Below are 23,559 nucleotides of genomic sequence, written 5' to 3'. Positions count from 1 at the left end.
GACCGCAGCCGGTGCGTTACACAGAGCCGTGGCGCCGGAGCCCGATGAGGAGCAGCAGTTTTGCGCGAGTTCAGCCTTCCGGCCCTGTATGAGGTCCCTTCGGACGGAAACCTGACGGATCTGATCCGCCGCAACGCCGCGCAACACCCCGATGTCGTCGTCATCGGCAGAAAGGTCGCGGGCGGCTGGGCGGACGTGACGGCCACGCAGTTCCTCGCGGAGGTGCGAGCCGCGGCCAAGGGCCTGATCGCCGCCGGTGTGCGCCCCGGGGACCGGGTGGCCCTGATGTCACGCACCCGCTACGAGTGGGTGCAGATGGACTTCGCCATCTGGAGCGCCGGTGCGGTGACCGTGCCGGTGTACGAGACCAGCTCGTCCGAGCAGGTCTCCTGGATCCTCTCCGACTCGGGCGCGGTCGCCGCAATCGTGGAGAGCGAGGCGCACGTCGCCTCCGTGGAGTCCGTACGGGATCGGCTGCCGGCCCTGCGCCACCTCTGGCAGATCGACGCCGGTGCGGTGGCGGAGCTGATCGAGTCGGGCGCCGACGTCGAGGACTCCCTGGTCGACGAGCGCACCAGGACCGCGAAGGCCGATGACCCGGCGACGATCGTCTACACCTCCGGGACCACCGGGCGCCCCAAGGGCTGTGTACTCACCCACCGCAGCTTCTTCGCCGAGTGCGGCAACGCGGTGGAGCGCCTGAAGCCCCTCTTCCGTACCGGCGAGTGCTCGGTCCTGCTCTTCCTGCCAGCCGCGCATGTCTTCGGTCGGCTGGTCGAGGTGGCGGCCGTGATGGCCCCGATCAAGCTGGGCTGCGTGTCGGACGTCAGAAACCTCACCGACGAGCTCGCCTCCTTCCAGCCCACGCTGATCCTCGGCGTTCCCCGGGTCTTCGAGAAGGTCTACAACGGGGCGCGTTCGAAGGCGCAGGCCGACGGCAAGGGCAAGATCTTCGACAAGGCCGCGCAGACGGCCATCTCGTACAGCCGCGCTCTCGACACCGCCAAGGGCCCCTCGCTGGGGCTGCGGATCAAGCACAAGATCTTCGACCGTCTCGTCTACAGCAAGCTGCGGGCCGTCCTCGGCGGGCGCGGCGAGCACGCGATCTCCGGAGGGGCACCGCTCGGAGAGCGTCTCGGGCACTTCTTCCGCGGCATCGGATTCACGGTCCTGGAGGGCTATGGGCTCACCGAGTCGTGCGCCGCGACCGCCTTCAACCCCTGGGACCGTCAGAAGATCGGCACGGTCGGCCAGCCCCTACCGGGGTCGGTCGTTCGGATCGCCGACGACGGCGAGGTGCTGCTGCACGGCGAGCACCTCTTCCAGGGGTACTGGAACAACGAGGCGGCGACGGCGGAGGCGCTGGCCGACGGCTGGTTCCACACCGGTGACATCGGCGCCCTCGACGAGGACGGCTTCCTCTCCATCACCGGCCGCAAGAAGGAGATCCTGGTCACCGCGGGCGGCAAGAACGTCGCTCCCGCGGTGATCGAGGACCGCATCCGTGCCCATGCGCTGGTAGCGGAGTGCATGGTGGTCGGCGACGGCCGTCCCTTCGTGGGTGCGCTGATCACCCTGGACGAGGAGTTCCTCGGCCGCTGGGCCGCCGAGCACGGCAAGCCGGCCAAGGCGGCGGCCGTACTGCGGGACGACCCCCAAGTGCTGGCCGAGATCCAACGCGCGGTGGACGACGGCAACGCGGCCGTCTCCAAGGCCGAGTCGGTCCGCAAGTTCCGCATCCTGGCCGCCCAGTTCACCGAGGAGGCCGGGCACATCACACCGTCGCTCAAGTTGAAGCGCACGGTGGTGGCGAAGGACTTCGCGGACGAGATCGAGGGCATCTACCGCGGCTAGGGAGCAGCCGGGGAGACCGGCCCGGCGAGCCCACCGGGCCGGGGCCTGGCCCCGGCGAGCGCACCCCTCGACGCGCATCCGCCCGAGCGTCGTGCGTCAGAGCAGTTCGCGCAGCCGCTCGGCCAGCAGGTCCCAGCGCCACTTCTCCTCGACCCAGCGACGACCGCGCTCGCCCATCCGTTGCCGTAGCTCCGGATCCTGCAACAGGGCCGTGATCCGCTCCGCGGCGTCCTGCGGCGAGCCGCCGCGCACCACCCAGCCGGTCTCCCCGTCCAGGACCGCGTCGGGCGCACCGCCCGAGTCGCCCGCCACCACCGGCAGACCGGTCGCCGACGCCTCCAGATAGACGATGCCCAGCCCTTCGACGTCCAGCCCGCCCCTGCGGGTGCGGCACGGCATGGCGAAGACGTCGCCCGCCCCGTAGTGCGCGGGCAACTCGGACCAGGGCACCGCGCCGGTGAACACCACCGAGGTCGAAACGCCCACGGTTTCGGCGAGCCGCCGCAGATCGTCCTCGTACGGCCCACCGCCCACGATGAGCAGCACCGCGTCCGGGACGTCGGTCAGGATCCGGGGCATCGCCCGGATGAGGGTGTCCTGACCCTTGCGCGGCACGAGCCGGGAGACGCAGACCACCACCGGCCGGTCGGCAAGCCCGAGCCGCTCCCGCACGGCGGCGCCCCCGGAGTCGGGGTGGAAGGTCTTCTCGTCGACCCCCGGCGGTAGTTGCACCATCCGTCGGGCGGCCTCGGGGCTCAGCGCGGCGGCGATGCGGGAGCGGGTGTACTCGCCGAGATAGGTGATCGTGTCCGTGCCGTCCCCGATGCGGCGCAGCAACTGCCGGGCGGCGGGGAGTTGGGCCCAGCCCGCCTCATGGCCGTGCGAGGTGGCGACCAACCGCCGTGCACCGGCCTTCCGCAGCGCGGGACCCATCAGTCCGAGTGGAGCAGCGGCCCCGAACCAGACGGACTCGCAGCCGTGTTCCCGCAGCAGGGAGGCGGCTCGGCGGGTGACGCGCGGGGTGGGCAGCAACATCGTCGTTCGGTCCCGTACCACGGTGAACGGCTGTTCGGCGTCGAAGGCCGCTGTCGCCGCGGCGCCCTCGTGGCCCCGCTTCCAGGTGGAGGCGTAGACGACGAGTTGCTCCGGGTCCAGCCGCAGCGCCATGTTGTGCAGGAACGCCTGGATGCCACCGGGGCGGGGCGGGAAGTCATTGGTCACGATCAGGGTCTTGTGCATCGTGGCCGACAGTACCGAAATCCGTGCGGCGGGCCGAACGCCCCGCCAGGCGCCGCCGCAGCGGGAGCCGCTCCGCCCGGCCGGCCCACCGCGCGTGCACCACCCGTGTGAACCGGGCCCTGTCCCCCGAACGCCGGCCCCGTCTGATCGAGCGCACCGGGTTCGTCCGGGCACGATGATCGCTTCACCGTTCCATCGGAAGGCGGGATGAGTCGCGTATGAGGGGTGGACGGTCCCCGTCGCTGGTGCTGGGTTCCCTGTGGCTGTTCACCAGGGTCGTGCTGCTGCTCTGGGTCTTCCACGTGGTGCCGTTCCCGGGCCCCGACGTCACCGCCGACGTCTCGGTGATCTATCGGCGCTGGTCCGAGACGCTCCGGAGCGGCTTCTTCCCGTTGGACGACGTGACCTGGCAGTATCCGCCGGCCGCTGCTCTCGCCATCCTCTCCCCCGCGCTCCTGCCGTTCCTCGACTACGCCGCCGGCTTCTTCGTCCTGGTGCTGCTCTGCGACGCGGTGGTGTTCGTCCTGCTGCGGTACGCGGCCGGGCGGCCCGGCAACTGCGCGCGGGGGGCCTGGGTCTGGGTCGTGGGCGTACCGCTGCTGGGACCGACCGCGTATGCGCGCTACGACCTGATGGTGACCGCGGTCGCCGTGGTGGCCCTGCTGGTGGGCGTACGGCGGCCCGGGGCACTGGGAGCCCTGGTGGCGCTGGGAGCTCTGCTGAAGGTGTGGCCGGTGTTGCTGCTGGTCGGTGTGGATCGGGGTCGGGCCGCCCTGATCGCCTGGGGGACGGCCACGGGCACGGCGATCGGCCTGACCCTGGGGTTCCTCGCGGCCATGCCGGGGGCACTGGTCTTCCTGGTCTTCCAGCGCGACCGGGGGACCGAGGTGGAGTCGCTGGGCGCACTGGTCTTCCATGTGGCCCGGCAGTTCGGTTGGGACGGGCGCGTGCTGCTGAACTACGGGTCGATCGAGTTCCTCGGTCCGCACGTGCCACTGGTGTCGTCCCTGGCCCTGGCCCTCGCGCTCGTCGCGCTCGGCTGGCTGGTGTTCTGGCGCTGGCGCGCCCGCGGCTTCGGCCCTACGACGCTCGGGGACGCGGCGTTCACCGCCGTTCTGCTGTTCACCACGACGAGCCGGGTGATCAGCCCGCAGTACCTGATCTGGTCGGTGGGTCTGGCCGCCGTCTGCCTGGTCCGTCGGGACAGTCGCATGGTGCTGCCCGCCGCCCTGGTGCTGCTGGCGACCGCGGTGACGACGTTGGAGTTCCCGATCTACTTCGCCGAGGTGGTCGCCAGCGATCCGCTCGGGGTCGGGCTGCTGCTGGTCCGCAACGGCCTGCTGGTGGGGGCCGCGCTGACGGCGGCCGTACGGCTGTGGCGGGGCACGGTGAAGGACCCACCACCGGCGAGCGAGGAACCCACGGCCGCACGTGCCCTGCTGACGTCCTGACGCGGGCAGGAACGGTCCTGCGGGGGCATCAGCCGCCGAGCCGCTCCCGCAGATAGTCGCGCCACTCCTCGGTGAACTCCTTCAGCGTCGTGCCGAACTGCTCGACCATGGCCCGCTCGACCGAGCCCGCCCGGGTCCGGCCCGCGCCCACCGCCCGGTAGAACCCGGTCAGTTTCCGCTCGCCCCAGCGTTCCGCGATCAGCTCACAGGCGAGCCAACCGCCCTCGTAGGCGCGGGCTAAACCGTCCGCGTCCGCGCCGAAGGAGAAGTCGCCGTCCAACGGCAGGCCGGCCGGGACCGCGCCACGACGGACCGCGCGCTGGAGTTCGGGTGCGGTCTGGCTCGCGGTACGGCCCGTCCCGCGGTACGCGACCCAGTCGGCGAAGCCCTCCGACAGCCACATCGGGGTGGCCTGCGAGGTGTACGCCCGCGTGGCGACGTGCGCGGTCTCATGGGTCAGTACGGCCTCCTGGCCGAACTCGCTGAGCACGGTGTACGCGGAGGGGTTCACCAGGATCCGGTCCGCGGGCACGGCGCCCGTCCTGCCCGTCTCCCCCGTCGTGACCGCGGCGATGCCCCGGTAGCCGGCGGCGGGTGCTCCCAACAGGGCCCCCATCGCCTCCACCGAAGCCGGGGCCAGGACCACGACCCGTCGCGGCCACGGCGACGGCCAGGCGTCGGACACCGCCGGCACAGCGCGATCCGCCCGCTCGGCGAGCGCTTTGAGCCGCTCGACGCCCTGGTCGACCCCCAGCACGAGGCTGCGCTTGCCGTGGACGGCCTGCACCCGGCCCTGCTGCCACAACTGCTGGGCACTGCCCTGCGCGGGCTCATCGGCGGTCACCCGCCAGCGTCCGTGCCGCTTGTCGAGCCGTACCTGGCGCCGGGAGGTCACCGGCGCGTAGTCGTAGCCGGTGAGACGGTAGCGGAGCTCCACGTCCGCGGTGACCCGCTCCCCCTCGCCGTCCATCTCCACCACTCGGTACGTCCAGGAGCGCAGCGGTACGTCCGCGAGATTGCGGAACTGGCGACGCTGCTCGACGTACAGCCCGACGATCTCAGGGGCGAGGTGGGAGAGATACCCGTGCTCATCGTGATCGAGGACGGCCGCGGCCCGGGCGTCGAGCGTGCGTTGGACCTCCCGGCGTACGGCGTCGGAAGCCTCGGGTGTCGCACAACCCAGCAGGGAGGGGGTCAATACGGCTGCGGCGACGCCGAGCCCCGCCGTCATCCGTATCGCCCGGCGCCGCCCGCGCCCGTCTGCTGCCACCAGCCGATGGTACGGAACACCGGGCCGGGCGGATGCACCACCGGGCCGTCTCACCGGCGTCAGACCCGGGTGACGGCGGAGATCGGCATCATGCGGACCGGGTCATAGCGGACGGAGGCACCGGGGTAGGGCGCGTGCACGACCTGACCGTTGCCCATGTACATCCCGATGTGGCTGGCGTCATTGCGGTAGGTCACCAGATCTCCCGGGCGTGCTTCCGAGAGCGGCACCTGCCGCCCGGCGTACCGCTGGGCCTGCGAGGTCCGGGGCAGCCCCACGCCCGCCTGTGCGTACGACCACTGGACCAGCCCCGAGCAGTCGAATCCGGAGGGCCCGTTGGCACCCCACACATAGGGCCTGCCGACGGCGCTGCGGGCGGCCCGGATCGCGGCGGCGGCCCGGGAGGAGGCGGGTGCGTCACCGGAGAGCGCGGGCAGCACGCCACGGCCCGAGCGGGAGGCGCGGTCGAACGCGCCGCGTTCCTCAGACGGGAGGGAGTTGAGCAGTCTCTGCGCCTGGGCGAGCTTGCGTTCCACGGTGCGTTTGTGGCGGGCCACCGCCGCCCGACTGCGTTCGAGGTCGGAGAGGTCGCGGGCGGCTTCGGCCCGCAACTGGCCGATGCTGCGCTGCGCCCGTTGGAGGTCCTGGAGCGCGGAGTGCTGACGCTCGGTGACCATGTTCAGCATCTCCGCCTGGGCCAGAAAGGTGTCGGGGTCGGACGAGAGCAACAGCGAGAGGGTGGGGTCGACTCCACCGGATCGGTACTGGGCGCCCGCGAGGGAGCCGAGCGCCTCCCGCAACCGGTTGATGCGCTCCTGGCCGCGGGCCACGCCGTCCTGGACATCCCCCAACTCCTCGCGCAGGTGAGTGGCGCGTTCAGAGGCGCTGTTGAAGCGTTCCGTGGCCCTCTCCGCCTCTTGGAAGAGCCGGTCGACCGCGGCCCGCGCCCGCTCCGGGGAGGTCTGTGGATCGGCGCCCGCGGGGGTGGCCCCGAGTGCCGCGACGGCCGTTGCCGCCGCGGCGGACAGAACGGTGACCCGGGCACTGTGGGTGAGGCCGGAGTGGGTGGGTCGTCGATGGGACGCCACGGGCCGCGCTCCCTTCCGCTGCACGAATCCGCCGACCGAATCCGCTGGTTCGAGAACGGCGCCGTCAGGGACGAACCCGGGCGAACGCCGTACGAGGTCTGTTGCGCGGCAGACAGTAGCCCGGCGAACACACGGCGACCAACGACCTCGTGGGGCGCACACAGCGGCGCCCTGCCGGGAGACCACAGGTCACCGGCAGGGCGCGGCGTCAGCGAGGGGAGCGGGAAATCCCCCGATCGGGGGGCTTGGGCGTGGCGGGGCGTCGAAGGCGACGGCCCTGCCTCAGACGCGGACCCCGAACTGGTACGGCATGTTGTTGATGGACTCGTAGCGCACCACGGCGCCGGTGCGCGGGGAGTGCAGGACCTGACCGTTGCCGGCGTAGAAGCCGACGTGGTGCAGGTCGCCGTAGAAGAAGACCAGGTCGCCCTGGCGCAGGTCGCTCTGGGAGTTGATGCGCGTGCCGATGCCCGCCTGGGCCTGGGAGGTGCGCGGGATGGAGATGCCGGCCTGGGCGAAGGACCAGGAGGTGAAGCCGGAGCAGTCGAAGGAGTTGGGACCGGACGCGCCGTAGACGTACGGCGTTCCGATCTTGCTCTGGCCGGCGGCGAACGCGGAGGACGCGCGGCCTGACGCGGGCTTGGCCTCACCGAGGTCGGCGCGCTGGTTGGCCCGGTTGGCGCGGGTCTCCTCGGCCTTGATGGACTGACGCTCCTGGACGCTCAGGGAGTTCAGCAGCTTCTGCGCTTCGGCGAGCTTGGTCTGCACCTCGCGCTTCTTGGTGCCGAGTTCCTTGCGCGTGTCGGCCAGGTCGGTCAGCTTGCCCTGGGCCTCCTTGCGCTGCTGCGCGAGGGCCCGCTGCTTGTTCTGGATCTCGGCGATGGCCTCTTGCTGCTTGTCGCCGAGGTGGTCGAGCGCGGACGCCTTGTCGAGGAAGGTGTCCGGGTCCGAGGAGAGGAAGAGTTGGAGCGAGGGGTCCATGCCGCCCGAGCGGTACTGGGCGCTGGCGACGGACCCGAGCTTGTCCCTGAGGTCGTTGAGGTCGTCCTGACCCCGGGCGACCTCGTCCTGGAGGGTGTCGACCTGCTTCTGGAGCTTGCCCTGCCGCTCCTTGGCACCGTTGAACTTCTCGGTGGCCTTCTCGGCCTCTTCGTAGAGCTTGTCGACCTTGGCCTTGACTTCGCTCTTGCTCGGCTTGGGGTCTGCCTGAGCGGTCTGGGACGTCAGAGCGACAGCTGCGGCGGCGGTCGCGGTGAGCACGGTCACACGGGTGCGGCCCGGCTGCTTGGGACGACGGTGGGACGCCACGAAGGCGAGCTCCTTCTGCCTCAGAGCCGCCTACCGGGCCAGTGGGGACGATGCCCCGGCTCCGCACACACAACTCCCCCGGAAATCGGCTGGATGCGCAGATGTGGCGGTTCCTTCGCTGCCATCCCGGATGGATGATCAACCGTGCGAAGGTTCGACGCCTGACCCTAGTGATGTTCTTGTGATCACTTCAAATCCTGTTGCGAAAAATCTTGGCGCATGGGCGTTTTCTTTTCGCCCAATCCACACGCAGTGAGGAGTCTTGACAGATTGTTGCCCATCAATGACAGCAATTCGGTCATTCCTCACCTCGGTTGACATTAGACAGGATTGTCATACCGAAGTGATCATTACGCCCCAGCCCTCGGCGGGTGGGAGGGGACACACCCCATCAGACGCGGGAGGGATTCAGACGCGGGAAAGCCGCTTCAACAACATCGCGGACGCCACCGGGCGGGCTCCCGACTTGGCCACCCCGTCAGCCACCTCACGGTCGGTGGAGACCACCACCACCGGTCGCCCGGGCGGCTCGGCACGCACCATCTGGCGGATCAGCTCATCGGCCGTGACTCCCGCCTTGGAGAACAGCACCCGCACCCCCCGCGGGGGCGCCAGCAGCACCGGTGCGGCCAACTCGGCGCCGTCGAAGACACAGGTGATCTCCGCGCCGGACTGCGCGGCGAGCACCGAGAGGCCGCCCAACAGCCGCAGCCGCTGCTTCTCCAGCGGCATGGTGGGATAGCCGGTCTTGGTGACGTTGTAGCCGTCCACGACCAGATGGGCCTGCGGCAGGGCCAGCAGTTGGTCCAGCAGGGCCGGATCGGACTCCGACAACGCCCGCGCCGCGATGTCCTTGGGCGACATCCGACCGGGCTCCACCGCATCCACCAGATCCGCGGGATGGACGGACGCCGGCGGCAGCGCCAGCTCCCGGCGCAGCCCCTGGGCCGCCTCCAGGACGGTGTCGAGCAGCAGCCGCAGCCGCATGTCCTCGACCGATCTGCCTTCCCTGGCGGCACGTCTGGCCGCCTCCACGGCCGCCTCGGCCTCACCGAGCCGCCCCCGCAGCCGTCGGGCCTCGGACTCGGCGGCCGACACCTGGGCCGTCGCCTCCGTACGGACGGTCTCCATCTCGGCACCGACCTGCCGCAGGGCGGCCTCACCGCGCTTGATGTCGCTCTGGGCGCTGCGCACCTTGCGGCGCAGCGACTCGGCTTCCTTGCGGGCGGTTTCGAGTTCGGTGCGCAGCCGCTCGGTCTCGCTCTTGGTCAGGGCCCGCGCCTCGGCCAATTCCTCGCGCAGCCGCTCAAGTTCCCGCCGTCCCGCCTCGTCGGCCCGCTCGGCGTCGGCGCGCAGGGCCTCCTCGCCCGCCGCGGCGACCAGCTTCACCCAGCCGGTGGGGCGCAGCACGTAGGCCGCCGCCGCCACGTCCAGCGGGTCGGCGGCAGCGGGCGGCGATCCGGCGGCCAGGGCGCCGCACAGCTCGGGCTGGGCCAGGGTCAGCCGCTCGCCGATGCGCTGGCGGAAGACGGGGTCGCTCTCCAGGGCAGCCGCCATGGCGTTGCCGGCGAACTTGGCGCGCCGCGAGGGAGTGAAGCGGACGTACTGTCTCAATTGGGCGGGGAGCTCACCCACCGTGAGACCACCGAAGGCATCCGACACCAGGGCCACGACCCGGCGTCGTACGCCTTCCGGCAACGGTCGGTCGAGCGCCTCGGCGGCGCCACCGGCCGCGGAGGCCGGTTCGGCGCCACTATCAGGCTGCTCCACGGTCCGTCACCCCATTATCCTGCTGCGCCTCGCGCCGCTCCCTCAGGAGCCGGCGCCCGGCCTGTCCACGAGTTCGATCTCGTCCACGGCGTTGCACCAGCGGCAGCGCACGGACTCGATGGTCTCACTGAGCACCTGGCGTTCCTCGACCGTGGGCTCCCCGGCGAGATCCAGATGGACGTACTCGACGACCTTGGAGGAGCGGGTGACATCGAAGCGGGTGAGATTGCCGCAGAGCGTGCAGCGCCAGCGGGTACCGGCCGTCGGCAGGGGAACCGTCGTCGTCATCGTGCCGTCCTTGTCTCTCAGACTTCACTGGGCTTCGCTGAGACTGGTGCGGGACTCCATGGTCCCGTCTCGGATTTCCAGGTACGGAAGCGAGGTCCGCGGTGCGCCGTCGAACTGCGGGTGTACTCCCTGTCACTCTATGGCCTCGCGCCTACCCCCGAACACGGCGAGGCACTCTGTACCGTTCACGACCACTACGCCATGATCTGTCCGTGATCGATTGGCGGGGCGTGACCCTCAGGGCGGTCCGGGGCGTGATGACAGGGCCCACGGTGACGCATGGGGTGATCGCCATCTGCTGTGCGGTCTTCCTCATCAGCCCCGTATCCGGGCTCAATGCCTCGTACGGCACGGGGGACGCCCTGCTCGCCGCCCAGGCCGCGTACTTCGAAAGGTGGGGGGTCATCCCCGCCGAACTGATGACGGGCACGTCCGACGCGCTGCTGACGCCCTTCACGGCACTCTTCGTCCACGGCAACTGGCTGCATCTGCTCGGCAACATGCTGTTCCTCCATGTCTTCGGCGCGATGACCGAGGAACGCATGGGGGCGATCTGGTTCGCCGTGTTCTACACGGCCACCGGCTATCTCGCGCTCTGTGCCTACGCCATCACCAATGCGGACTCCGACCAGACCCTCGTCGGGGCCTCCGGAGCGATCTCGGGAGTCCTCGGCGCCTTCCTGTTCCTCTTCCCGAAGGCCCGGGTCACCAGTCTGTTCCCCTTCCTCTTCTTCCTGCCGCTGCGCTTCCCGGCCTGGATCGTCCTGGTCTTCTGGTTCGCCCTGCAGTGGCTGGCCGCCTCCGGGGCTGGGACCGGCGGCCCGGGGGTGGCCTACCTCGCGCACGTCGTCGGCTTCGGCACCGGCTTCTGCTACGCCTGGGTGCGCTATGGGCGCCGGGCTAGAGTGAAGACCCAAACCACGGCCGCCGAGGGAGACAGCCAACCGTGATCACCGCGATCGTGCTCATCAAGACCAGTGTGGACCGCATCCCGGAGATCGCCGAGTCGATCGCCGCGCTGGACAGCGTCAGCGAGGTCTTCTCGGTCACCGGCACCTACGACCTGATCGCCATGGTCCGGGTCGCCCGCCACGACGACCTCGCGGATGTGATCCCGGGCAGCATCAGCAAGATCGAGGGCGTCGAGGCCACCGACACGCACGTGGCGTTCCGCACCTACTCGCAGCACGACCTCGAAGCCGCCTTCGCCATCGGCCTGGACGCCTGAGTCCACGGCCCAGACACTCCCCCGAGCGCTGATTCCCGCCAATCCTGCCATTCCCGCCATTCCCGCCACTCACAGCAACGGACGAACCGCACCCCGCATGAAGAATTCTTCATCTGCGCCTCATCCGGACGCCACTTGCGGGGCGCCACCATCGACATCATGGTTTTCTCGCATCGCCTGGCGACCCTCGCCGCAGTCGTCGCGATACCCCTCGGTATCGCGGTGACCAGCTACGCCCTCACGGACAACCCCGACGACCGCAAGGCACCACCCAAGGTGGAGCTGGAGAGCGGTTCCCCGTCGGCGCCTCCCCCCACCGCTCCCCCCTCCCCCAGCGACGAGACGGTCTCACCGCCACCGGTCGGCGAGAGCCCCACCGCCGGCCAGAGCCCGTCGGGCGACGACAACCACGACGACGGCAACGAACAGGGCGGGCAGGGCGACGACGGCCCGGGCGGCGACGACTTCGGTGATGACGGCTGATTCCGGACGCCCCTGGGTCTCCGCCCGGCTGCGCATCCTCCTCTGGCTGGTCGTCGTGATGGCGGTCGCCCTGACAGCGGTCGCAGCCGCCACCCGCAGCGTCCTCCTGAGGGACGTGGACCACCGGATCAACAACCTCCTGGCGCAGGAGGCGGAGGAGTTCGCCAACCTCGCGCGCAACGGGGTCGACCCCCGGACCGGCCAGCCGTTCACCGACCCCGACCCGCTCCTGCGGCTGTTCCTGGAGCGCCAGTACGCCGACCCCGACGAGGAACTGCTGGGTCTGGTCGGTCGCTCCGGCCAGGCCCCGGCCCGCAAGATGCAGTTCCGCGAGGGCCGGGTGGACCATCCACTCGCCGAGGACTCCCGCTCCCTGAACACCATCTTCGAGTCCACCAACGCCACCGGCACCCTCCACCGTCGACAGGGGGAGGTCCGCTGGGCGAAGGTCGAGATCGGAGCGAGCGCCGGCTATCCACCGGCCGCCTTCGTCGTCGCCTTCCACCCCGAGGGCGAACAGCAGAAGGCCGGCAACGTCTTCACCATGCTGATCGCCATCTCGGGGGTTGCCCTGCTGATGACCACGGGCATCGGCTGGGTGGTCGCCGGCCGGATACTGCGCCCGGTCAGGCTGGTGCGCACGACCGCCGCCCAACTCACCGAACAGGATCTGACCCAGCGCATACCCGTACAGGGCCGGGACGACATAGCGGCGCTCGCCGAGACCTTCAACGCCATGCTGGACCGGCTGGAGCGGGCGTTCGCCGCCCAGCGCGAGTTCGTCGACGACGCCGGGCACGAGCTGCGTACCCCCATCACGATCGTCCGCGGCCATCTGGAACTCATGGGCGACGACCCGGTCGAACGGGAGGAGACCGTCAGGATCGTGATGGAGGAGTTGGATCGGATGAGCCGGATCGTGGAGGACCTGCTCCTGCTCGCCAAGGCCGAACGACCCGACTTCGTCACCCCTGAACCGGTCCAACTCGCCGAACTGACCGCCGATGTGTTCGTGAAGGCCCGCGCGCTCGGCGACCGTGACTGGAAACTCGCCGGGACCGTCGACGCCGAAGGGTTCCTGGACTCGCAGCGCATCACCCAGGCCATGGTCCAACTCGCCCAGAACGCCGTCCAGCACACCGTCCCGGGCCAGCGCGTCAGCATCGGCTCGCGCGCCCGCGCCGACGGGATCGAGCTCTTCGTCGCCGACACCGGCCCGGGGATCCAGCCCCAGGACCATGAAGTGATCTTCGAGCGCTTCCGGCGCGGCACCGCCCGCAGAGGATCGCGCGCCACCGGCGCCGGACTCGGCCTCGCCATCGTGAAGGCCATAGCGGAAGGCCACGGCGGACGCGTCGAACTGCGTACCACCGAAGGCGGCGGGGCGACCTTCGTCCTCGTGCTCCACGAACCGAGAGAAGTGAAGGACTTGAAGGAGGCCGTCCGGTGAACCGCATCCTCATCGTCGAGGACGAGGAGCGCATCGCGTCCTTCGTCGAAAAGGGCCTGCGGGCCAATGGATTCACCACGAGCGCCGTCGGCGACGGAGAAGCCGCCTACGACTACGCGATCACCGGCGGCTTCGACCTGGTCATCCTGGACATCGGGCTGCCCGGCAAGGACGGGTTCACCGTACTGCGCCAACTACGCGAGGCCCGGGTTTCCGTGCCGGTCATCGTGCTCACCGCGAGGGACTCCGTACGCGACACCGTGGCCGGACTCGAAGGCGGCGCGGACGACTGGATGACCAAACCGTTCCGGTTCGAAGAGCTCCTGGCCCGGGTCCGACTCCGGCTGCGCACCGCGGCCAGGGCCCCCGAGGTGACGGTGCTGCGCAACGGCGAACTCACCCTCGACCTGCGCACCCGCAGGGCGCGTTCGGGTGAGCGGACGGTGGATCTGACCGCCCGTGAGTTCGTACTGCTGGAACTCTTCCTCCGGCACCCCGGACAGGTCCTGTCCCGGGAACAGATCCTGTCCCACGTCTGGGGCTACGACTTCGACCCGGGCTCCAACATCGTGGACGTCTACGTCCGCGCGCTGCGCAAGAAGCTCGGCGCCGACCGGGTGGAGACCGTACGCGGCATGGGATACCGACTGCCGGAATAACACGCGCACCGGCGCACGAACCCATCGGGCACCCCTGAGCGGCGGGGTGCCCTTGCGCGCTGCCGTCGCCCTCCCGCGGGCCACCACCCACAGCGATCCCCCGCGCCCCGGCCCCACCCGGACCATGGACACCGAGTTTCACTCAATCCCCTCTGACCTGCGCATTCCTCTGATCCCCGCTCCGTGAAGTTCCTTTCATGAAGGGCTCATGAAGCGCTCACCACGCAGGCGGAGTCTCGATGACGTGACCTTGAACCTGCGCCAAGCGGCAACCCTCTGCGTGGCCCTGAGCATCTGCGCACTGCTCGTCGTGCCCGGCAACTTCCCGGAGTTGAGCGGCGACGCCCGCATCACGCTCGCCGTGTTCGCCCTGGCGACCTGCGCCTGGATCGGCACCCCGATCGACGACACCTACATCGCCCTCGGGGCCGGTCTCGCGCTCACCGCGACCGGCGTGATCTCCAGCGACGCCCTCTTCGGCACCCTGGGAGACGACACGGTCTGGCTGCTGATCTGCGCCTTCGTCCTGGCCGCCGCCGTGGCCAGGACCGGGCTCGCCGGGCGGGCAGCCGCGTTCCTCGTCGGAGGGGCCCGCAGCGTACGGCAGTTGGTGCATCTGACGACCGCGGCCCTCGTCGTCACGGCGTTCGCCGTACCTGCCACTTCCGGACGGGCCGCGCTCGCCATGCCCGTCTTCCTCGCGCTCGCCAAGGCACTCCAGGACCGGAAGCGCCTGGTGGTCATGTTGGCGCTCCTGTTCCCCACCGTCATCCTGCTCTCCGCCGTGGCCACCCTGATCGGCGCGGGCGCCCACCTCATCACCGTGTCCGTGCTGTGGGAGGCCGCGGGGGAACGCATCGGCTTCACCGAATGGCTGCTGCTCGGACTGCCGCTGGCCGTCGTCTCCTCCCATCTGGCGGCCGAAGTGGTCCTGTTCACCACGACCCGCCGCGCCGACCGCAAGGGCCCGGTGCACATCACCCCCGCCGAGATCCAGGAACACAGCGACCGGCCCGTCACGGGCCCGTGGGAGGCGGCCGAAACCCGCTGCGCCGTCCTGCTGGCCACCGTCGTCGTCCTGTGGTGCAGCGAGCCGCTCCACCGGGTGCCGCCCGCCGTCGTCGCCCTGATCGGCGCGATCGTCGCGGCCTCACCGGCCCTGGGCACCGTACGGCTCAAGGACGCCCTGAAGACGGTGCCGTGGGCCCTGCTGCTCTTCATGGCCGCGACCATGGCCATGGGGCTGGCGCTCGCCGACTCCGGGGCCGCGAAGTGGCTGGTGTCCGGGGTGCCCCTGGATCTGCCGCCGTGGCTGTTCCTCGCCGTCGTGGTCGCCGTGTCCACCCTCGCGCATCTGGTCCTCCAGTCGCGCTCGGCCCGGTCGTCGGTCCTGGTGCCGCTCGTGGTCGCCGCCGCGGTCGGAGCCGGCGTCAATCCGGTGGCCGCGGCCCTCGCCTCCACCGCCGCGGCCGGCTTCTGCCACACCCTGCCCGCTTCGGCCAAGCCGGTGACCCTCTTCGCCGAGATCCCCGGCGTCCCCACCTACACCCCCCGCGACCTGCTCCGGATGTCCGCCGTGCTGGCACCGATGACCGCGGCCCTCGTACTGCTCTTCGCCGTCGCCGTCTGGCCGCTCCTCGGCGTGCCGGTCCGCTGACACACCCTCGCCCTCACCCTCAAGGAGTGCCCACCGTGTTGATCCGATTCGCCGTCGCCCCGAGCGGCTTCAAGGAATCCCTCTCCGCCCAGTCCGCCGCGCGGGCGATCGCAGCAGGCGTGCGCCGCGTCGTCCCCCATGCGGAGATCGATCTGATACCGCTGGTCGACGGGGGCGAGGGCACCGCGGAGGCGTTGGCCTCCTCGTCGGGCGGGCGGCTGGTGCGGCTGACCGCCACCGGGCCCACGGGCGATCGGATCGGTACGCACTTCGCCCTGCTCGGAGACGGGGAGGCGACGGCCGTGGTGGAGATGGCGGCCGTCGCCGGGCTCTCCCTGGTGCCGCGGGACCTGCGCGACCCGGGGGCCACCACCACCTACGGCGTCGGGGAGCTGATCCGGGCGGCACTCGACACGGGCGCCCGCCGCATCCTCGTCGGCTGTGGGGACTCCGGCACCTGCGACGGCGGCGCGGGCGCGCTCCAGGCCCTGGGAGCACGACTGCTCGACGTCGACGGCCGCGAACTCCCGCTCGGCGGCCGGGAGCTGGCGCGGCTGGACCGGATCGACACCTCGGCGCTCGATCCGCGACTGGCCGCCACCGAGATCCGAGTCGCCTGCAACCCCTTCAACGTGCTCTGCGGGGAACGCGGGGTCGCCCGGGTCTTCGGTCCGCAGAAGGGCTCCACCCCCGCACAGGTCGAACAGCTCTCGGCGGGACTGGAGCACTGGGCGACCGTCCTCACCCGTGACTTCCAGGTCCGGGACGATCTCTTCGGCGGACCCGGGACCGGAGCGTCCGGCGGGCTCGGCGCCGGACTCGCCGCCCTCGGGGCCCGACTGCTGCCCCGCTTCGACGTGCTCCTCGACCAACTCGACCTCGACGAGCGACTGGCCCGGGCCGATCTGGTGATCACCGCCGAGGGCGCACTGGACCATCAGACCCCGCGCGGCAAGGTGCCCGCGGAGGTAGCCAGGCGGGCCAAGCGGTACGGGCGTGAGGTGCTCGCGCTCGCCGGCACGATCGGCGAGGGCGCGCACCACGTGCGTTCGGTGGGCGTGGACGCGTACGGCTCCATCCTGCCCGCGCCGGTCAGTCTGACGGAGGCGCTCGGCCGCGGCGGTGAATTCCTCACCGACGCCACCGAGCGCGCCCTGCGGATGGTACTGATCGGAACCCGCCTGTCAGCGGGTGACGATCGTCAGACGGAGGGGGCCGTGGTCCTGTCGGGGACGCACCGACCGTCCTCGGTCCGGTAGTTCCAGCGGGCGCCGTCACGAACGAGTTCCTTGACGGCACCGACGAAGCGCTCCACGTGCTCGTCAGGGGTGCCGGCGCCGAAGCTGACCCGGATCGCGTTGAGCGAGCCGGGGGTCTCGTCCGGTGCGCCGCACTCACCCGGCTCCTGCGGGGTGCTGCCCAACAGGGTGCGGACCAGCGGATGAGCGCAGAAGAGCCCGTCGCGTACTCCGATGCCGTACTCGGCGGAGAGCGCGGCGGCGAAGTGGGAGCTGTTCCAGCCCCGGACGACGAAGGAGATCACACCGACCCGCGGAGCCTCGTCCCCGAACAGGGAGAGCACCTTGACCTCGGGCACCTCGGCGAGACCCGCGCGGACCGTGGCGACGAGGCGCTGCTCACGGGCGACGAGCCGGTCGAAGCCCTCTTCGCTCAGGGCCTTGCAGGCGGAGGCGATGGCGTAGACACCGATCACGTTCGGCGAGCCGGCTTCGTGGCGGGCGGCCGTGGTGTGCCATTCGACGTCCACGCCTCCGTCGGCGCGGCGGGCGACCTGACGGGAGGCGCCGCCGCCCGCGAGGTAGGGCTCGGCGTCCTGGAGCCAGTCGGCACGACCTGCGAGGACGCCCGAACCGAAGGGCGCGTAGAGCTTGTGGCCCGAGAAGGCGACCCAGTCGACGTCCAGTTCGCTCACGGAGACACGGTGGTGGGGTGCGAGTTGGGCGGCGTCGAGGACGATCCGGGCACCGTGGGCGTGGGCGGCTGCGGTCAGTTCGCGTACCGGCCAGAGCTCACCGGTCACATTGGACGCTCCGGTGACGCAGACCAGCGCGGGGCCGTACGGATCGCGGTCGGCGAGTGCCCGCTCCAGGGTGGCGACGGCCTCGTCGGGGGTGCGGGGCGCGTTGAGGTAGGTGACCTGCGCGCCCTGCCACGGAAGCAGCGAGGCGTGGTGCTCGGTCTCGAAGACGAAGACCTGGCAGTCGGCGGGCAGGCAGGCGGCGAGGAGGTTGAGCGAGTCCGTGGTGGAGCGGGTGAACACGACCTGGTCGGCGCTGCGGCAGTCGAGGAACTCCGCCACCGTGCGGCGGCTGTTCTCGAACAGGTCGGTGGAGAGTTGGGAGAGGTAACCGGCACCGCGGTGGACGCTGCCGTAGTACGGCGCGTAGGCGGCGACATCGTCCCAGACGCGCTGGAGGGCGGGTGCGCTGGCGGCGTAGTCGAGCGCGGCGTAGGTGACTTCGCCCCCGGTGACGAGGGGGACGGTCACGTCCCGGCCGAGCACGGGGAGCGGGGCTGCACAGGCGGGATCGGTGTCCGCAGCGGAGGTGGCGGTGGTGTTCGGGCGTGCGGAAGTGCTCGGGCGTGCGGACATGACGGAATCTCCCGGGGTGACAGGCGGCGTGTCTTCATGACCCGTACGCGGGCAGGGCAAGAGAGCCTCGCTGTACGGGGATTGCCTCAGAGCACGCGGGATGTCCGCGTGGAGGTGTACTGAAGGAGGGGCGAAGAGCCCTATCGCATTCGCTTGCTCACGAGACTGCTCCCTTGAGGACCAGGACCCCAGGGTTCGCAGGGGTCCGCGCTTGCCACGGGCCTCGCTGCCCACGGCCTGGTCTTCACCCGGGGCACCCCGCCACGGACGGAGGGTTGCCGGACAGCGGGCCGGGGCCGTAATCGCTGTCACTCATGACCTGAGGAGACGGTATGCCAGTGCGTCGCGATACCGCAACCCGTTCCGCATTCCGGACGCACCATGCTGGGAGGTTGCCCGGGGCGTACGCCGGCGGTCGTGTCGGGGCCATCTCCCCATGACACGACCGCCGGAGGCGCACGGCTTCAGGCGTTGCTGGCGGCCACCCAGCGCTCCAACGCGGCGAGGGCGGCCCCTGAGTCGATGGCCTCGGCGGCCCGGGCGAGGCCGGCCGCCAACTGATCGTTGAGCGTGCCGTCCGACGGTGACTGGGCCACCAGCGCAGCGGCCGAGTTCAACAGGACCGCGTCCCGCACCGGCCCCTTCTCACCGCCCAGCAACCGGCGCGCCACATCGGCGTTGTACGAGGCGTCCGCACCGCGCAGGGCCTCCACCGGCACCAGGTCGATGCCGATGTCCCGCGGGTCGAACCGCTCCTCGCGGACCGTTCCGTCCCGGACCACCCAGACGTGCGAGGTGGCGGTCGTCGTCAGTTCGTCGAGACCGTCGTCCCCCCGGAACACCAGCGCCGAGGAACCGCGCTCCGCGAGCACGCCCGCCATGATCGGGGCCATCCGGGCGTCCGCGACCCCGGTCGCCTGGGCCATCACACGGGCGGGGTTGGTCAACGGCCCCAGGAAGTTGAAGACGGTTCGGATGCCGAGTTCCTTGCGGGCGACGCCCACGTGGCGCAGCGCCGGATGGAACTTCACCGCGAAGCAGAACGTGATGCCCGCTTCCTCGGCCACCTCGGCGACCCGCTGCGGGGTCAGCTCCAGGTTCACGCCGAGCTTCTCCAGCACGTCCGAGGCGCCGGAGGCGCTCGAAGCGGCGCGATTGCCGTGCTTGACGACCTTCACACCGGCGCCCGCGACCACGATCGCGGACATGGTGGAGATGTTCACCGTCTTGGCGCCGTCACCCCCGGTGCCGACGATGTCGACGCACGGGCCGGGCACTTCGATGAGATGGGCGTGCTCGTACATGGTCCGCACGAGACCGGAGATCTCCTCGACGGTCTCGCCCTTGGCCCGCAGGGCGACCGCGAGGCCGGCGATCTGCACATTGGTAGCCTCGCCGCTGAGGATGCGGTCCATGGCCCAGGCGGTGGCACGGGCACTGAGGTCACGGTTGTCGAGGAGGGCGTTCAGCACGACGGGCCAGGAGAGGTCCGCCACGCTGTCGCCGCCAACCGGGGTCACAACGTTCATGGTCCGCTCCAGGGTCCACAGGCTGAATGGATACGACCCACCCTATCCAGCGCCGGGGACGGCAAAGAGCCCCGTCCAATCATTGGACGGGGCTCCTGCTGTGGCGATCAGCGAGTGCTACGGATGATCAGTGGTGGCCGTGGCCGCTCGTGATCTCCTTGTACTCCTCTGTGGTCGGCTTCGGGATCTGGTTCCCCTCGCCGTAGAAGCCCTTGCTGAGGCTGACCTTGATCCGCTGGGTCGGGCCGACCTTGCGCTCGACACCGTTCTCGTCGACCGTGGGGCCGGCGTCCAGCGGCTGGTACTGCTCGTGCGAGGTGAGCGTGTACAGCTGGCCCTGGCTGAGCGGCTCGTGCACCTCGATGAACTCACCGTGCGGCAGCCGCTTGATGATGCCGGTCTCGCGACCGTGCAGCACCTTGTCGCGGTCGCGACGCTGGAGACCGAGGCAGATGCGCTTCGTGGCGATGAAGGCGAGGACCGGTCCGACGAAGAAGAAGATGCGGACGAACCAGGTGATCGTGTTGATCGACAGGTTGAAGTGCGTGGCCACGATGTCGTTGCCGCCACCGATGAGCATGATGAAGTACGCGGTCAGCCACGCCACACCGAAGCCGGTACGGGTCGGGGTGTTGCGCGGGCGGTCCAGGATGTGGTGCTCGCGCTTGTCGCCGGTGACCCACGACTCGATGAACGGATAGACCGCGATCGCTCCCAGCACCAGCGGGAAGACCAACAGCGGAACCATCACACCGAGTGCCAGGGTGTGACCCCAGGCGTTGATCTCCCAGCCAGGCATCACTCGGACCAGTCCCTCGGCGAAGCCCATGTACCAGTCCGGCTGGGCTCCGGTGGAGACCTGATCGGTGCGGTACGGGCCGAGCGCCCAGATCGGGTTGAGCGTCGCAATCGCGGAGATGGCCGCGATCACACCGAAGACCAGGAAGAAGAAGCCTCCGGCCTTCGCCATGTAGACGGGCAGCAGCGGCATGCCGACGACGTTCTTCTCGGTCCGGCCGGGACCCGCGTACTGGGTGTGCTTGTGGTAGACGACCAGGATCAAGTGGCCCACGAGCAGTCCGAGCATGATGCCCGGCAGTAGCAGGATGTGGATCGAGTAGAACCGGGCCACGAAGTCGTGGCCTGGGAACTCCCCGCCGAACAGGAACATCGAGATGTACGTACCGACGACCGGTACGGACAGGATCGCGCCCTGGGTGAAGCGGACACCGGTGCCGGAGAGCAGGTCGTCCGGGAGCGAGTAACCGGTGAAACCGGTGAACATGCCGAGGACGAGCAGCAGGAAGCCGAACAGCCAGTTGATCTCGCGCGGCTTGCGGTACGCGCCCGTGAAGAAGACGCGCATCATGTGGACCATCATCGCGGCGATGAAGATCAGCGCGGCCCAGTGGTGGATCTGCCGGATCAGCAGACCGCCGCGGACGTCGAAGCTGATGTCCAGCGTGGAGGCGTACGCCTCCGACATCCGCACGCCCTGCATGGGCACGTAGCTGCCGTGGTAGACCACCTCGTTCATCGACGGGTGGAAGAACAGCGTCAGGTACACACCCGTGAGGATGATGATGATGAAGCTGTAGAGGCAGATCTCACCGAGCATGAAGGACCAGTGGTCCGGGAAGATCTTGCGCATGTTGGCCTTGGCCAGGGAGTAGATCCCGAGCCGGCCGTCCGCCCAGTCGGCGACGCGCTCGCCGGCCGGGGCCTTGCGCTGGTTGTCAGCGCCCTTGGACTCTGTCGTAGTGCTCATCCGCGCTCCCAGAAGGAAGGTCCGACCGGCTCCGCGAAGTCGCCGAGTGCTTCGAGATTGCCCTCGGTGTTCACACCGATCCGCAGCTGCGGGAGGGCGTGACCGGCGGGGCCGAAGATGACACGGGCTCCGTCGGAGAGGTCGAAGGTGGACTGGTGGCACGGGCAGAGCACGTGGTGGGTCTGCTGCTCGTAGAGGCTGATCGGGCAGCCGACGTGCGTACAGATCTTCGAGAAGGCGACGATGCCCTCGTGCGACCACTCAAGCTCGCGCTTGTCCTTGATGTCGTCAGGACGGATCCGGACGATCATCAGGGCCGCCTTGGCGATCTCCTTCTGGAATTCGTGGTCGTCCATCTCCAGGCCCTCGGGCATGGCGAAGACCAGCGAACCGACGGTGATGTCCTCGGGACGCAGCGGCTCCATCGTGTTCATGTTGATGAGCTGCTTGCCCTTGGCCCAGAGCGTGGTGCGGAGCTTCTTCTCCGGCAGCGGGCCGAGGTCGCGCAGCAGGACCACTCCGGAGAGCGGCACCAGCGCCATCGCACCGAACATCGTGTTGCGGATCAGCTTGCGCCGGCCGAAGCCGGACTCCTCGTTGCCCGCCGCCCAGTCGGCCATGACCTGGGCCTTGACCTCGGGGGACGCTGCGATCGGGTGACGCTCGTCGGCGACTTCCTGATCGGACATCAGGGTGCGGGCCCAGTGGACCGCGCCCGCGCCGATGAAGAAGAGGGCGCCACCGAGCGTGAGGCCGAGCGAGAAGTTCAGCGCGCTCACCCGGCCGAAGGGCCAGATGTAGACGAGCTTGTCCACGGGGAAGATCACGAAGCACGCGATGAAGGCGATGGTCGAGAGCATCGAGAGCGTGAACATCAGGGCCACCGCGCGCTCGGACCGCTTGGCGGCCCTCTCGTCGATGTCCTGTATGCGCGGCTTGTGGGCCGGCAGCCCCGGATCGGCGAACGGATTGTCGTCCGCGCGCTGGGCCACGGCGGTGTTCCCGTGCCCCGCCGCGCCGTGCGCAGCGCCCTGCTCTTGCGGCAGGTTCTCTTCTGGAATGTCTTGGCTACTCATGACTTCTTGGCCTTAGCGGTGTGGGCCGCGACCCAGACGGCAACTGCGATCAACGCACCCAGTCCGAAGACCCAGGCGAACAGGCCCTCGCTGACGGGCCCGAGCCCACCCAGCGAGAGACCGCCGGGGCTGGACGACTTGTTGGGGTCGTTCATGGCCTCGACGTAAGCGATGATGTCCTGCTTCTCCTTCTCCGGCATCACCCCGTCGGGGAAGGAAGGCATGTTCTGCGGGCCGGTCTGCATGGCCTCGTAGATGTGCTTGGCGCTCACCCCCTCCAAGGTGGGGGCGTACTTGCCGTCGGTCAGCGCGCCGCCCTTGCCAGTGAAGTTGTGGCACTGGGCGCAGTTGGTGCGGAACAGGTCGCCACCGTTGGCGATGTCAGCACCCTTGGCGCTGTACTGCTTCTCGGTGGGTGTGATCGGACCGGCACCGAAGGAAGCAACGTACGCGGCCAGCTGGTCGATCTGGGCCTGCGTGTAGATGTTCTTCTTCTTCGGCACCTGCGCGCCGGGCTGCTGGGCCGGCATACGGCCGGTCGCGACCTGGAAGTCGACGGCGGCGGAACCGACACCGACGAGGGTCGGACCGTCAGTGGTGCCCTGACCGCCGGTTCCGTGGCAGCTGGCGCAGCCAACGGTGTAGAGCTTCTTGCCCTCCTCGATGGCGAGGGACTGGGAGGTTTGATCGGCCTGCGCCTTGTCCGCAGGTGCGAACGCGGCGTACAGCCCCCCGGTGGCCGCCAGCGCGAGGAGTAGGACGACGACCGCCGCCAGCGGATGGCGTCGTCGTGCGGAGAGCTTTTTCACGGATTACCCCGGTGTCAG

At 69.9% G+C, this 23,559-nt stretch carries 20 protein-coding genes and 1 riboswitch; of the genes, 9 read left to right on the top strand and 11 right to left on the bottom strand.

The window, feature by feature from the left end; all coding sequences use genetic code 11:
• Positions 1-60: 60 nt before the first annotated feature.
• Entirely contained in the window at positions 61-1,854 is a 1,794-nt protein-coding gene (locus ACFXJL_RS14255; RefSeq protein ID WP_384634669.1) for an AMP-dependent synthetase/ligase, read from the top strand.
• Between the two features lie 96 nt (positions 1,855-1,950).
• On the opposite strand, the gene ACFXJL_RS14250 is transcribed toward ACFXJL_RS14255, so the two are convergent.
• Positions 1,951-3,093, bottom strand: coding sequence for a glycosyltransferase family 4 protein (locus tag ACFXJL_RS14250; RefSeq protein WP_384634666.1), 1,143 nt, complete (start codon positions 3,091-3,093; stop codon positions 1,951-1,953).
• A gap of 218 nt (positions 3,094-3,311) precedes the next feature.
• On the opposite strand from ACFXJL_RS14250, the gene ACFXJL_RS14245 reads away from it, so the two are divergent.
• The gene (locus ACFXJL_RS14245) at positions 3,312-4,544 is read left to right on the top strand and encodes a glycosyltransferase 87 family protein (RefSeq protein ID WP_358880103.1); all 1,233 of its coding nucleotides are present in this window, start codon (positions 3,312-3,314) and stop codon (positions 4,542-4,544) included.
• Positions 4,545-4,572: 28 nt separating this feature from the next.
• Here the strand turns inward: ACFXJL_RS14245 and ACFXJL_RS14240 are convergent, their stop codons facing one another.
• From ACFXJL_RS14240 to ACFXJL_RS14220, 5 genes are all read right to left on the bottom strand, one after another.
• On the bottom strand, positions 4,573-5,775 hold the full coding sequence (locus ACFXJL_RS14240; protein WP_358880154.1) for a hypothetical protein: 1,203 nt from the start codon (positions 5,773-5,775) through the stop codon (positions 4,573-4,575).
• A gap of 98 nt (positions 5,776-5,873) precedes the next feature.
• Positions 5,874-6,902, bottom strand: a complete 1,029-nt coding sequence (locus tag ACFXJL_RS14235) for an NlpC/P60 family protein (protein WP_358880102.1) — start codon at positions 6,900-6,902, stop codon at positions 5,874-5,876.
• Between the two features lie 282 nt (positions 6,903-7,184).
• Positions 7,185-8,210 (bottom strand): NlpC/P60 family protein, encoded by a 1,026-nt coding sequence (locus tag ACFXJL_RS14230; RefSeq protein WP_358880101.1) that lies wholly within the window; start codon positions 8,208-8,210, stop codon positions 7,185-7,187.
• A 408-nt stretch (positions 8,211-8,618) separates the two neighbouring features.
• Positions 8,619-9,980 carry an NYN domain-containing protein gene (locus tag ACFXJL_RS14225; protein WP_358880100.1) on the bottom strand — a complete coding sequence of 454 codons (1,362 nt, stop codon included), beginning with the start codon at positions 9,978-9,980 and terminating at the stop codon, positions 8,619-8,621.
• A 42-nt stretch (positions 9,981-10,022) separates the two neighbouring features.
• Positions 10,023-10,268, bottom strand: a complete 246-nt coding sequence (locus ACFXJL_RS14220; RefSeq protein ID WP_329017579.1) for a hypothetical protein — start codon at positions 10,266-10,268, stop codon at positions 10,023-10,025.
• Positions 10,269-10,480: 212 nt separating this feature from the next.
• On the opposite strand from ACFXJL_RS14220, the gene ACFXJL_RS14215 reads away from it, so the two are divergent.
• From ACFXJL_RS14215 to ACFXJL_RS14185, 7 genes are all read left to right on the top strand, one after another.
• A complete protein-coding gene (locus ACFXJL_RS14215) occupies positions 10,481-11,218 on the top strand; it encodes a rhomboid family intramembrane serine protease (protein WP_384692243.1) in 738 nt (245 codons plus the stop codon).
• Positions 11,215-11,496: an Lrp/AsnC family transcriptional regulator gene (locus ACFXJL_RS14210; RefSeq protein ID WP_167033676.1), complete on the top strand. Its 282-nt coding sequence runs from the start codon at positions 11,215-11,217 to the stop codon at positions 11,494-11,496. The genes ACFXJL_RS14215 and ACFXJL_RS14210 overlap by 4 nt, the downstream gene beginning before the upstream one ends.
• Before the next feature lie 159 nt (positions 11,497-11,655).
• The gene (locus ACFXJL_RS14205) at positions 11,656-11,979 is read left to right on the top strand and encodes a small secreted hydrophilic protein (protein WP_358880099.1); all 324 of its coding nucleotides are present in this window, start codon (positions 11,656-11,658) and stop codon (positions 11,977-11,979) included.
• Positions 11,969-13,429: an ATP-binding protein gene (locus ACFXJL_RS14200; RefSeq protein WP_358880098.1), complete on the top strand. Its 1,461-nt coding sequence runs from the start codon at positions 11,969-11,971 to the stop codon at positions 13,427-13,429. The genes ACFXJL_RS14205 and ACFXJL_RS14200 overlap by 11 nt, the downstream gene beginning before the upstream one ends.
• On the top strand, positions 13,426-14,088 hold the full coding sequence (locus ACFXJL_RS14195) for a response regulator transcription factor (protein WP_329017594.1): 663 nt from the start codon (positions 13,426-13,428) through the stop codon (positions 14,086-14,088). Before ACFXJL_RS14200 ends, ACFXJL_RS14195 begins: the two co-directional genes overlap by 4 nt.
• Positions 14,089-14,332: 244 nt before the next feature.
• A complete protein-coding gene (locus tag ACFXJL_RS14190; RefSeq protein ID WP_358880097.1) occupies positions 14,333-15,745 on the top strand; it encodes an SLC13 family permease in 1,413 nt (470 codons plus the stop codon).
• A gap of 35 nt (positions 15,746-15,780) precedes the next feature.
• Positions 15,781-17,004 carry a glycerate kinase gene (locus ACFXJL_RS14185; RefSeq protein ID WP_384692238.1) on the top strand — a complete coding sequence of 408 codons (1,224 nt, stop codon included), beginning with the start codon at positions 15,781-15,783 and terminating at the stop codon, positions 17,002-17,004.
• Here ACFXJL_RS14185 and ACFXJL_RS14180 read toward each other — a convergent pair.
• The 5 genes from ACFXJL_RS14180 to ACFXJL_RS14160 form a co-directional block, all read right to left on the bottom strand.
• Positions 16,947-18,359: an aminotransferase class V-fold PLP-dependent enzyme gene (locus ACFXJL_RS14180; RefSeq protein ID WP_384692235.1), complete on the bottom strand. Its 1,413-nt coding sequence runs from the start codon at positions 18,357-18,359 to the stop codon at positions 16,947-16,949. The two genes, ACFXJL_RS14185 and ACFXJL_RS14180, sit on opposite strands and share 58 nt — an antisense overlap.
• A gap of 202 nt (positions 18,360-18,561) precedes the next feature.
• A riboswitch (SAM riboswitch) is annotated at positions 18,562-18,679 on the bottom strand.
• 144 nt (positions 18,680-18,823) lie between these two features.
• The gene (gene trpD, locus ACFXJL_RS14175) at positions 18,824-19,888 is read right to left on the bottom strand and encodes an anthranilate phosphoribosyltransferase (RefSeq protein ID WP_358880094.1); all 1,065 of its coding nucleotides are present in this window, start codon (positions 19,886-19,888) and stop codon (positions 18,824-18,826) included.
• Positions 19,889-20,015: 127 nt separating this feature from the next.
• Entirely contained in the window at positions 20,016-21,656 is a 1,641-nt protein-coding gene (locus ACFXJL_RS14170; RefSeq protein WP_358880093.1) for a cytochrome bc complex cytochrome b subunit, read from the bottom strand.
• Positions 21,653-22,732, bottom strand: coding sequence for a Rieske 2Fe-2S domain-containing protein (locus ACFXJL_RS14165; protein ID WP_358880092.1), 1,080 nt, complete (start codon positions 22,730-22,732; stop codon positions 21,653-21,655). Before ACFXJL_RS14165 ends, ACFXJL_RS14170 begins: the two co-directional genes overlap by 4 nt.
• Positions 22,729-23,541 (bottom strand): c-type cytochrome, encoded by an 813-nt coding sequence (locus ACFXJL_RS14160; protein WP_358880091.1) that lies wholly within the window; start codon positions 23,539-23,541, stop codon positions 22,729-22,731. Before ACFXJL_RS14160 ends, ACFXJL_RS14165 begins: the two co-directional genes overlap by 4 nt.
• Between the last annotated feature and the right edge of the window lie 18 nt (positions 23,542-23,559).

The organism is Streptomyces sp. NPDC059256, from assembly GCF_042753785.1.
Taxonomy (GTDB): Bacteria; Actinomycetota; Actinomycetes; order Streptomycetales; family Streptomycetaceae; genus Streptomyces.
The sequence above is the reverse complement of the archived record's forward strand: the minus strand, read 5'-3'. Positions and strand labels throughout refer to the sequence as shown.